This window comes from Dictyobacter sp. Z7_2 (assembly GCF_057551105.1).
Map to the genome: position 1 here is coordinate 404,359 of NZ_BAAJPE010000002.1, position 12,987 is coordinate 417,345.

The window sequence follows — 12,987 nt, forward strand, 5'->3', positions numbered from 1 at the left end:
TTTTGGCTTTTTAAAGCTATTTTTATTATCAGTTTAGAAGCTTTCGCTCTGGTATCTCTTGTAAGCTGGTACCCAGACTCTCGGCAAAAGTCTGAAGCTCATCGACCAAAATGCTGTAGTGTGTACCAGGAACAATGAACGACTCTGTCTCTTTAATTTCAACATTATTCACCCAGAAATCTCGATCCCCACTTGTGAGTGCCTCACGAGCCCAGATATATGTAGCTTTACCTGGATAGGGACGATGGGTATAGTGTTGGAGCGCCCAGGAAAAAATTGTGTTGTAATCTTTCCTCAACGTTGTTATTGGCGGAAACAAATGGGTAAATTTTTGATCCTGGTCAATAAGCATCATGATGCCTTTCAATAATTGATCATCAACTGTATGGGAGAGTCGCGATAACATTGGACGGATTTTTCTAATGTAGATATGCCGCAAGCGAAGATAAATACTCCATTGCCGCCTCTCAGGTAAGTGCAAAACATGCTCGAAAAGGTTAATAAAACCCTTAGGCATTGAACTCGCCGCTGGATCAACCAATGCCAGGAAATCAACCTGTTCGCCTTGATTCTGCAATTGCTGGGCTATTTCATAAGCGATAACACCTCCATTACAATAACCTCCAAGATTGTATGGGCCTGTAGCCTGGACCGAACGCATCAGCTTGAGGTACGAACTCGCCAGCCTCTCAATAGTAGGTATCTCCTGATTATCATCAAACACGAATGGCTCCAATACATAAAATGGTCGATCAGGCCCTGCTTGACGTGCCAGCGTAAAGCAGTAGTATGCCCCTCCCGTCCAATCTCCATGTAAAAAGAAGAATGGCTTTTTCGATCCCGTAATCTGCACTGGAATCAATGGTGATCTTGGATTAGAATTCGTTTGCTCTTGCAGCACCCGTGTTAAAGCTTCAATAGTTGGACCTGCGAATAACGTTGATAAAGAGATCCTCTTCCCAAAGACCTGTTCAATTCGCGCGATCAAACGCGCGGCAAGCAATGAATGTCCACCAAGATGAAAGAAGTTATCTCGTATACCAATAGGTCGCACGGTATGAAGCTCTTCCCAGATATTAAGCAACTGATAATGGATAATCTCAGTTGGCTCAACATAGCTATCATCTGCGATGTCTGTCCTACTCGTATCAGGAGCAGGTAAAGCTTGACGCTGAACTTTACCACTTGGGGTTAAAGGAAAGGCGTCCAGATAGACGAAGGCAGTTGGTACCATATAATCCGGTAAGACCTCTTTAAGGGCCATGCGCAATACTTCGCCCGTCACTTGTTCGCCGGATGAAATCAAGTACGCAACCAAAAATTGGTTGCCAGATACATCTTTATGTATCTGAGCAATAGCTTGCTGGATCGTTGGCTGCAGGAGAAGAGCGGCTTCAATTTCACCAAGCTCGATGCGAAATCCACGTAGCTTGACTTGATAGTCAAGTCGTCCCAGATACTCGATTGCTCCATCATCACGGTAACGTGCTAAATCACCAGTGCGATAAAAGCGTGCACCAGGCTCAGAGCTCAGAGGATTTGGGATAAAGCGTTCCGCAGTCAACTCTGGTCGCTGATGATATCCACGTGCCAGACTCATACCACTGATATAGAGTTCGCCTGCCATCCCCGTAGGCACTGGCTGGAGCATCGTATCCAGGATATACAGCTGTGTATTTGCAATCGCATAGCCAATCGGGATATTCCTTTGATCACCTTCTCGTTGACACTCCCAGGCCGTCACATCAATGGCGGCTTCAGCTGGCCCATACATATTGAATAGGCGCACTGGTGCCGGGAAACGTGCAAAGAAATGCTCTTGTAGCTCGGACGTCAGAGCCTCACCACCACTCATAACCTGACGAAGAGCCGTGCAACTCCTCAAATTATCTTCCATCAAGAAGACTTGCAGCATTGCCGGCACAAAATGCATTGTCGTGATAGCAGATTCAATCATCACTGATTTCAGATATGCCGGATCTCTATGTCCTTCAGGGCGAGCAACCACCAGACTCGCACCAGCCAGCAGTGGCCAAAACAACTCCCAGACCGAGACATCAAAGCTAAATGGTGTTTTTTGTAGAATGCGATCGCGGCTATCAATCCGGCAGGAAGCACGCTGTCTCCACATCAATTGATTAAAGATGTTACGATGCGAGTTCATGGCGCCTTTCGGTTTTCCAGTTGAACCTGATGTATAAATCAGATAGGCAATATTTTCCATGCTTACTGACTTATCGAGGTTGTCCCCATCCCAATCAGCACTAAAAAGTTCTGCATCATCCAGAGAAAGCATCTCAATACCCAGAGAGGCAATAGGCTGGCTGGCAGATGTCTGAGTGAGAACTAGCGGCACATGAGCATCGGCAACCATATAAGCAAGACGATCTTGAGGATATGTAGGATCAAGCGGCACGTAAGCACCACCCGCTTTGAGAATGGCGAGCACTGCAATGACAAGTTCCACTGAGCGCTCCATACAGACACCCACCAGTACATCAGGCCCAATCCCTAGAGTATCAAGACGATGAGCCAGTTGATTGGCTCTCCAATTGAGCTCTTGATAGGTGATCTGTTGCTCTTCAAAAAAGATTGCAACCGCCTCGGGGGTACGCTCAACCTGCCGCTCGACAAGTTGATGAAGAGCACAATACTCTGGATACTCAACAGCGGTATCATTCCACGCAACTAAAATCTGTTCAAGCTCACTGTTTGAAAGCATAGGAAGCAGATCAATCGCTTGATCCGCATCCTGGACAATCGACGCTAAGAGACCTTGCCAATGCGTCAGTAAGCGCTCAATTGTCGACTGATTATATAAATCAGTATTATACTCAATACTTGTCAAAAGCTCTTGTTCTACTTCTTGCACAGTGAACGTCAGATCAAACTTTGCAGAGGTACTCTCAATTCGTGATGGACTCCAGGATAAGTCATCGGTCTGACGCGTACTTAGCGACATGCTCTGCATCACAAACATCACCTGAAATATCGGTGAATAACTTAAAGAGCGCTCCATTGATAGGGATTCCACGACTTTCTCAAACGGTAAATCTTGATGAGCATAGGCATCCAATGTTATCTGGCGCACCCGCAACAACAAAGCGCGAAAATCCGGATTATCTGATAAATCAACACGTAAAGCTAAAGTGTTTACGAAGAAACCAATCAATTCCTCTATCTCACGATGGGAACGATTTGCTACTGGCGTCCCAACTACTATATCATGCTGATCGCTTGAGCGCATCAAGAGTACCTGGAAGGCCGCCAGAAGGGTCATATAGAGCGTTACTCCCTCTTGCTGGCTCAAAACTTTGAGTGCTTGAAGCAGTTCAGCAGGCAAGAGTACTTTCTGCTGTGCACCAGAGGTACTTTGAACGGCCGGACGTGGTCGATCAGATGGCAAGGTAATAAGATCAGGAGCGCCTGCTAATTGTTGCTGCCAATAGTGAAGATGATTTTGTAAAGCTTCATCGTGCATCCATTGCAGCTGCCAGAGGGCATAATCAGCATATTGAACAGGCAAATCCGGCAGTGACGCAAGCCTATCATGTATGAGAGACTGATACAGCAATGTGAGATCTCTCAACATGACATCTACAGACCAGCCATCAAAGATAATGTGATGACATGTGATAAGCAAGAGATGCTTCTCTTCACCCAGACGTAGCAGTTGTACACGCATGAGTGGTCCCGTAACGAGATCAAAATGTGTATGAAGTTCTTGTTGAGTCAAACGAAAAATCTGCTCTTCATGTGCTGAACCTACCACGTCACTGAGATCGATCACTGGTACCGACGGAGAAAACTGCGATGCGATGATCTGAATAGGCTGGCCATCACGACTATCGAAGGTGGTACGCAAGGATTCATGTCTCTGTACAAGCATCTCCAGGCTACGCTTGAGCGCCTCAAACGAGAGTGGACCCTCCAGGCGGATGAGAAGAGGCTCATTGTAAGCCGTACTTAGAGAATCCAATTCATGGAGAAACCATTGGCTTCTTTGCGCAAATGAGGCTGGCAAGTCGGAGATACGAGCAGCAGGCACCAATGCTGGAACAGTGGTTGCTTGCTTAACTTGCATCTGCGTGTGCAGGTGATGAGCCAGGCCGGCAATCGTCGGAGTATCAAAAAGATGAAGAATCGTTACCTCAATCTGGAGCATCTGCCGGATATGTGCCACAACTTGCATTGCTAATAGAGAGTGGCCACCTATCTCAAAGAAGTTGTCATATACACTGATCTGCTGGATATGCAACAGATCCATCCAGATCAGTGCCAGCATCTCCTCTACGGGATCGCGAGGAGCAACAAAAGCACTACCATGATTGGATTCCAGGGTATCAGGCTCAGGTAGCGCTCGCCGATCAACCTTACCAGTCGGAGAAAGCGGAAAAGCATCGAGCAGGACAAAAGCAGATGGAACCATGTAATCTGGTAACTTGTCTTTTAGTGCAACACGCAATGTTTCGATACCAGGAAATGCCCCCTGGACAGTCAGCAGATAGGCAACTAATCGTTTGGTTCCTGTAGTATCCTCGTGGACAGTTGTAATCGCCTGCTGAATGCCGCGTTGCGCCTGGAGTGCCGACTCAATCTCGCCAAGCTCAATCCGAAAACCACGTAATTTGATCTGCTGATCAATGCGACCAAGAAATTCAATCAGACCATCTTCCTGATAACGTGCCAGATCACCAGTACGATAAAGATGCACACCTGGATGTTGACTAAAAGGATGCGGGACAAAACGCTCAGCGGTCAGATCAGGACGTTGAAAATATCCACGTGCCAATCCAACGTCACCTGTTTTACTGCCAATATAAAGTTCTCCCGCAACACCAATCGGGACAGGCTGCATATACTTATCAAGCAAGTAAATTTCCGTCTCAGCGACAGGACGACCAAGTGGCAGTACTTGACGTTGTCCATCACGTTCACATAACCATCCTGAAGCAAAAATCGTCGCTTCAGTTGGTCCATACATATTCCAGAGCGTTGCCCACTGGTTATGCGCATAGAATTGCTCCACAAGCTCAGGAGGAAGGGCTTCGCCTCCGCACATCACCAACCTGACGCTCTGACAATCTCTCCAGGCAGGCTCCTGCACAAACAAACCCAACGCCGATGGGGAAAAATTCAGGACGCTGACCTGATATTTTTGAATCAAGGAGAGCAGATAGATATGATCTGTATGCCCTTGAGGAGCCGCCACAAGTATGCCAGCCCCAACACATAAGGGCCAGAAGAACTCATACACGGAAGGGTCAAAACTAAATGTGGTCTTATTCAGTAGAAGATCACCGGGGTGTAATGGTTGCATTTGTTGCAGCCATTGCAAACGCATTGCGATGCTCTGGTGATCAATCATTACCCCTTTAGGACGACCAGTCGACCCTGAGGTATAAATCATGTAAGCAAGATTGTTTAACTGGACAGGAATATCTAGATTCTCATCATCCAAAGCTGCAGCAGAGTATGCTTTATGCGCATCAAGAATGAGGGTCTCTACGCCGCTCAATACGATACGTTCGAGCACAGCCGTTTGAGCAAGCACGAGAGAGATACGTGCGTCAGAGATCATATAAGCAAGTCGGTCGGGGGGATAATCTGGATCAAGTGGCACATATGCTCCTCCCGCTTTGAGGATAGCCAGTAATGCGACGACCATTTCAATCGAACGCTCCATACAGACGCCCACCAGTACATCAGGTCCAACTCCACTCTCATTGAGACGACGAGCCAACGCATTCGCTCGCTGATTGAGTTCCCGATATGTGAGACGCATATCCTCAAAGAGAACGGCCGTGGCATCAGGAGTCTGTACTGTCTGCCTCTCTATTAGTTGATGAAGGCAGACATACTCAGGATTATCGACTGCCGTGGCATTCCATGTCACCAGCTGCTGTTCACGTTCAGCAACGGTCAGCAAAGGGAGATTCGCAATATGCTGGTTAGGATCTGCTACGACAGACTTCAAAAGGACACGCCAGTGATCAACCATACGTTGCATCGTCTTGGGGTTCCATAGATCAGTATTGTATCTTAACTGAGCTTGAAAGCCATCAGTGCGATCATCAAGTGACAAGACAAAATCAAAAGGAGTATAGCCAGTTTCAACTGCCGAACGAGCTATCGTCCAACCCGAAGGAAGCATCGCCTGGGATGGCTCCATTGTAATGATTGCTCGTAAGAGAGAATCGCGCACAACACCATGCTCAACACTTAATGCTTTGGCAAGATATTCAAAGGGTATATCTTGATGCATTTGAGCATCTAATACAATATCGCGCACACGGCCCAGAAGATCCAGAAAGGTAGGATTCCCCGACATATCTGTGCGCAGTGCTAATATATTCTCAAAAGGACCAACCAATTGCTGCACTTCGCGAGAGATATGATCCCTACTGATACTCCCCACCAGAATATCATCCTGCCCCGAGGATCTCTGCAAGAGCACATTGAATGTCGCAACGAAAACCATATAAAGTGTAGCACCTGAATTATGGCTAAGCCTTTTCAGTCCATCGACCAAATCATGCTCTAACGAGAACCTCAAGCTAGCTCCCTCATACGTTTGCTGTGATAAGCGTGGTCGATCGGTTGGTAGCTCAAGTGCTGGAGCACCAGCCAGTTGCTGCTTCCAATAACCCAGCTGATCATCCAGATGAGCACTCTGTAAGCGTTCACGTTGCCAGGCTGCAAAATCAGCATATTGTACTGGTAATGGGGACAATAATGCATATTTTTCATGCACGACCGCTTCATAGTGTTTGGAGAGTTCTGATAGAAATATCGGATAGATTGTGCTATCAAAAAGCATCTGGTGGAGCGTCAGGTAGAGACGATGATCATCATCAGCAAAATGAATCAGCATAGCTCGCACCAATGGCAGTTCGGTTAGATCAAACATCGGTCGAACTTGCTCTGTCGCCAGATGTATAGCCTCTGTTTCTTGCTCGGCAATTGCATACTCGCGAAGATCAATAACCGACATATACAGTTGAAGTTTCGGATGCACCCACTGTACAGGCTGTTCATCAATCACAGGAAACGTCGTACGCCAAATCTCGTGGCGCTCAATGAAAGCGTTCAGGCTCTGTTCAAGAGCATCTGTATCTATATGACCAGGCAGGCGGACAATCAATGATTCATTGAAAATAGGCTTATCGGTGACAAACTGTGACAATATCCACATCTGTTGCTGTTCAAGTGATAACGATGCAGGTTTTGACATCTGGCGTTTGGGAATAGAGCCAATAGATTTGTGCATATTTTGCGTGATTTTATCTTGTAATTGCATTTCTGTGAAAGAATGCTGATTTTCTGAAAGATTTTCCGTTTTTAGCATCAAAAACGTTCCTTTATTCTATCTACGCTCATCAATATATTTTGTGTACAGCAAGAGAAGCGGCGAAAATGTTTTCGTTAAGGCGCATTCACAGTACACAAACAACTATCATCCTTGAAACCACATGCATATCCTTGCCATCCACCCACTCAATCTCTTCCCTGGTGTGGTAGTGATTGTAGTTGCAGCTACATCGACTTTAGACTGACTCACTGATGACTTCTATATATGTCATCCAGTGATGCATGAGCGACTCTGCTCGAATTGACAGGAGGGAAACCGAAAACGTTATAACTGGAAACACCATTGCCGTGGATTTCAATCCAGCCATCGAGGAAATAGCACATCTGGGTTTGCTTTCGTTACGAAGCAGTTTGGAGTACTTGCTCAATGGATCGCCTGGGAGGGTTTCTCAACCAGCTAACGGGCTTTCTTTTGCCGCGTTCCATCGCGTCATATTTAGTGCATCAAAAAGATCAAATAAGGCTTTTCCAACAGATGTTACACATAGAGCCTGTAACATTAGATTCTCCCGGCTTATTAACATAAACAGAACCTCCAATTCATGACGAATTAATCAGAAACCGAGAGGCATACAATGCCTTATAGACTTCATTTTTGATACGAATAAAAACATTATTGAGCCGCTCACAAACCATTACGTATATTTATTGAATTTGGATCAATCGACTTACTATCAGATAATAATAACTGCTCCTGGCTGATCCACTTATATCAAAGTACCTATACATTGGATACCAGTCTAGTTTAGCACGACGGTTAAGGATTGTCTTGTTTCGTTTTATGTATGAGAACATTTTCCTATAATTTGATCATTCTCATTTAATCACACATATATTGAATATTATCAACCTTGTATAATGTAAGGCGAATTACCTGTATAGCATGTAGGTAATCAGTAATTTGTAGCAAGTAGCTAGATATCAGTAGAAATAAGCAGATCAATATACATTCACTAATTTAACGCCGCAATCATGACTTTTCTGTCCTTCTATTTGATATACAGAGGGTGCCATTTTTCCTATCTATTTGACGCATGGCTACATTCTGTTATTACTATAGGACAGAGGAAATACTTTTCTTACGACGATACCATACCACAAAAAAGACCCATTTTATCTCGTACGAACACTTTCCGAAAACATTAGTAGAGCGTTACGAATAATCGGGGAAATGGAGATTTTTCTACGATTAAATCAATCCAACGCTAGTACTAAAAACAAGATTATTTACAAAGTCTTCTTCATATAATATATTGACCAATATCCATTCGTCAATGAAGAATACTGCGACATCTCTAGTAGTGATGCAGGAAGTAGGTATGGAGCGACTTTTTCAGTAGGCCCAAAAGTACTATTGGAACAGCCATACCTGATTTTTTTGCTCATTTTATGAGGTGGAATTGTACAAGAATGGGGATATTTATGAAAAACTGGAGGACGGACTCCTTCTGCTTTCTTTGTCTTCTTATCCTACTCATTCCGCTATTTGCATCATGTGCGAATCCATTCAATAAAGATAGCCAAGATATTACACAAAACAACAATTCAAGTAACAGTAATAGTAGTAACACTCAGAATCCTGGCAAGCCTAATACGAGTGCTACTGCTACTGCTATTTCTAATGCATTTTGTAATCAGGGGAATCAGACACCGAGTAGCAGTAATGCAACGATTAGTATTACAATCAAAAAGCAATGCACCATCACATCACAATACGCATCGGGCATCACCTTATCTGATGCTTCATTGGATCCAGGGCATGGAGGAGACCCAACAGCGACAGCCAACGTTGAAGACATGATCCAAAAAAGCGCACAATATGTGAACATGCCAATTATGGGTTGGGGGCTTCCTGACCCCTGGCCTGATCCCTCTACACCGGCTCCGACAGACTGGGCCACGCTTGACGCTCGGGTAAAATTGGCGGTAGATCTGGGAAAGACTCCCATTATAACCCTGGCAATAGCTCCCTGGTGGATGAAAGGAGAATACAATGGCAAGGGACACACCCAACAACTCACCGCTGATGATGAGTGGAAGGATATCGCGTATAACTCTCGGATTCTAGACAATAAAATGAGCGCATGGACACAACTAGTACAGGATGTTGCAACACGTTACATGCAACCACCTTACAACGTACGCCACTTCCAGGTCTGGAACGAGTTAAAAGGCTATTTCGATGCCGATACCAATAAATATGACTTCACCACCACTGCGGGTCAGCCCGATGGACCAAATGCGCGCAACGGTTATACCTATATGTATAATCAGGTCTACAGTACTTTGATGAATGTCGCTACCGCACAACACATCTCACAGCAGGACATCAAAGTTGGTGGCCCTTATGTCTTCGCAGATGTCTGGTCCAGCCAAAAACAGAGTGATCCATCGAAGATTTCTAAACCCTACGGCGTCTTCGATCAGCGTCCCCTCGACGTCTTACAATACTGGCTTCAGCATAAAACGGGGGCTGGCTTTATTACGTTCGATGCTTCGCTCGAAGACAGAGATACGATGAAAATTCTTAATCAACAACCGTTTGTCGCTGCAAACCTCTTTGCCGACATGGTCACATGGATTCGTTCGCTTAATCCCAATTTGTATCCAGGTGCCACAACCCTACCCATCAATCTCTCTGAATGGTTCTCCTGGACAGAAATCGATAACACAAGCGTCGATGAAGACAATGCGCTTAAGGCCTATACCATGATGCAATTTATTCAAGCTGGTGGAGGCACCGCATTATCCTGGAACAACTTTGGTAATGGAGGATCAGATTTCGGTCTCTGGTCGCCCCCATCCTCTTATGGAGGAGGCCAACCTCATCCCTGGTACTTTACCTACCAATCCTTACAGGATGACTTTGGTTCAGGAACAGTCATTTACAAAACGACTGTGTCCAATCCTTCCTCAGTTGCGGCCATGGCATCAAAAACGAAACTTATGCTCGTCAACAAAACTGCGAATAACCTCTCAGTAAACGTTGAAGGCACAACGATTCCGCTGACTCCTTATCAGGTCAGTATTACCAATCTGACATAGCACATTGTGGTACGATAACTACATAATCATAGAAAAGAGGAGGTATGTGTATGCCTCCTCTTTTTTGTGTACCTGAAAATACACCAGGACTTCCACCGATGAGAAACAACAAGATGCCAAACTCTTTCGTACAAGAAGGATGGAGAGCAAATATTTTCTGTTATAATCTCCTTCTATTACTGGTGACTATTGCTAAATTCAAAGAACGATAAAAATGCTTAGAAAAAAATGGAGAACAAACTCCATCCTGGCACTCATATTGTACATGTTTCTATTGCCGCTGTTATTTTCTTGTGCCGGTCCAACCAGTTCGACCAATTCCTCAAAAAAGAATACAACTCAGTGCAATAGTTCTGCCAGTAATAGCAGTGCACGGTCGTCCTCTACTACCAATGCGGATCAAAATACAAATATGGACACCCTTGGATACAATAAAAGCGCAACAGTCCAGGATAATCAAACCGTGACTGTTACATACGACAGGCAAGCAACAACCACATCCCAGTTTGAGCCTGGAGTAACACAATCAGATAATCAGATGATGCAAGTGTCAGATAACGATGCCTGTGCAGTATCCAGGGTGCAATCCCAGATCCAGCAAGGCATAAAATATATGAATACCTCAATCATGGCCTGGGGACTGCCTGATCCCTGGCCCAATCCATCCACACCAGATCCTACAGATTGGAGCGCACTTGATGCCCGTATAAAAACCGCTGTCGATTTAGGTGAGACGCCTGTCATCACGTTAGCAGAGGCTCCCTGGTGGATGAAGGGGGAATATGAAGGCAATGGCAAGACAACCCTGCTAAAGGCCTCAGATGAGTGGCAAGACATCGCCTATAGCTCTCGTATCCTGGATAATAAAATGAGTGCCTGGACCCATCTGGTCCAGGCAGTTGCAGAACGCTATATGAAGCCGCCCTACAATGTGCGTTATTTCCAGGTCTGGAATGAATTAAAAGGTTATTTCGATCCTGATACCAATAGTTACGACTTTACTACCAGCCCCGGCAAACCCGGCGGAGACAATGCGACACACGGCTATACCTATATGTACAATCAGGTTTATAGCACTTTGATGAATGTTGCTACCTCACAGCACATCGCTCCTCAAAATATTAAGATCGGCGGCCCCTATGTGGTAGTAGAAACCTGGTCCAGTGCCAAAAAGAGCAGCAACCCATCAGCCCTTGCAGAACCATATGGTGTCTTTGATCAACGTGCACTCGACGTCCTTCAATACTGGCTCCAACACAAAACAGGTGCTGGCTTTATCACCTTCGACGCATCGTTGCAAAATCGCGATACGATGCAAATCCTTCACCAGCAGCCCTTTGACGCAACCGATGTCTTTGCAGACACCATTAAATGGCTACGGTCGCTTGATCCAAACGTTTATCCGGGCGCCACCACGCTTCCCATCTGGCTAGCTGAGTGGTATTCCTGGAGCCAGACAAGTGGAACAAATGTCAATGAAGATAACGCACTCAAAGCTTATACAATGATACAGTTTATTCAGGCTGGTGGAGGGGTTACCTTATCCTGGAATAACTTTGGTGATGGAGGATCAGATTTTGGGCTCTGGACCTCTACCCAAAATGCCGATGGAGGTCAGCCTCGCCCCTGGTACGCCAGCTATAAATCTTTAAAAGATGATTTTGGCTCAGGGACCACAATCTTTAAAACCAGCATCTCAGACCCTGCCAGCATAGGTGCTCTGGTATCGAATAAGAACGTGATGCTCGTTAATAAGACTGCTAATCCGATCACTGTACATATCAATAACAAAACGATTGCACTCACGCCCTATCAGGTCAGCATTACAGCCTTAAGCTAAATCAGCAAGCATGACGGACCAATCAACCTACAGGACAAACCAGTAATCACGCTAACACGAAGTATCATACAAACAGAAAACACCAAACAAAAGCGGAATACAAAAAGTCGTTTCCAACCTCTTGTATTCCGCCCCACGACTAGTAATCGAGCAATTACTAGATATGTTTCTCAAGATTCTTGAAGAAGCGATCAATTGAGCTTTTCACAGCTGTTTTAATCACAAACTCAGGTGTGGAAGCGAGTTTACCTTCCAAAGTAGCTTCAGTGGCATACTTCAACGCCGTCTCAGCACCCTCTGTGCTCAGGTCAACAACGCAGCGGGCATGAATGGTTCCAACAGAGCTACTAGGAGAGCTGACCAGTACCAGATGTGATGGCTCAACGACATCTTCTGGCTTGATGAAGACATTATATGAACCCGACAGGCCAGGGATATTGAGCGAGATCACAAGTTTGATATGACGACCAGCTGCCCATGGGACTTCGACAAATTCGGCCTCACTACAACCGGGAACACTCTCTTTCAAAACTGCTGGATTCAATAGTGCCTGAAATACTTGCTCTTGAGTAGCTTTGAGTTTGTGCGAACCAGAGAATTCCATACTGAGATTGCCCTTTCTATGACGAAACACTCATTTTGATCCAAAAATAGTCAATTACTGTACTATTATTGAGGCATAAATTTTTAAACATATTTATACACACGCATTCTATCATAATAAAGTCGAC

4 protein-coding genes are annotated in these 12,987 nt (G+C 45.2%); 2 read left to right on the forward strand and 2 right to left on the reverse strand.

What is annotated here, in order from left to right:
* Window positions 1-28: 28 nt before the first annotated feature.
* Window positions 29-7,348 (reverse strand): amino acid adenylation domain-containing protein, encoded by a 7,320-nt coding sequence (locus AC27N8_RS15195; protein WP_487068229.1) that lies wholly within the window; start codon window positions 7,346-7,348, stop codon window positions 29-31.
* A 1,445-nt stretch (window positions 7,349-8,793) separates the two neighbouring features.
* Here AC27N8_RS15195 and AC27N8_RS15200 point away from each other — a divergent pair.
* The gene (locus AC27N8_RS15200) at window positions 8,794-10,416 is read left to right on the forward strand and encodes a hypothetical protein (RefSeq protein ID WP_487068230.1); all 1,623 of its coding nucleotides are present in this window, start codon (window positions 8,794-8,796) and stop codon (window positions 10,414-10,416) included.
* Between the two features lie 463 nt (window positions 10,417-10,879).
* A complete protein-coding gene (locus AC27N8_RS15205) occupies window positions 10,880-12,256 on the forward strand; it encodes a hypothetical protein (RefSeq protein ID WP_487068231.1) in 1,377 nt (458 codons plus the stop codon).
* Window positions 12,257-12,413: 157 nt separating this feature from the next.
* Here AC27N8_RS15205 and AC27N8_RS15210 read toward each other — a convergent pair whose 3' ends face one another.
* A complete protein-coding gene (locus AC27N8_RS15210; RefSeq protein ID WP_487068232.1) occupies window positions 12,414-12,860 on the reverse strand; it encodes an SRPBCC family protein in 447 nt (148 codons plus the stop codon).
* Between the last annotated feature and the right edge of the window lie 127 nt (window positions 12,861-12,987).

Excerpts from the sequence above, each read along its gene's own strand:
- AC27N8_RS15210 (WP_487068232.1), bottom strand. The coding sequence starts at position 12,860 with ATGGAATTCTCTGGTTCGCACAAACTCAAAGCTACTCAAGAGCAAGTA.
- AC27N8_RS15195 (WP_487068229.1), bottom strand. The coding sequence starts at position 7,348 with ATGCTAAAAACGGAAAATCTTTCAGAAAATCAGCATTCTTTCACAGAA.
- AC27N8_RS15200 (WP_487068230.1), top strand. The coding sequence starts at position 8,794 with ATGAAAAACTGGAGGACGGACTCCTTCTGCTTTCTTTGTCTTCTTATC.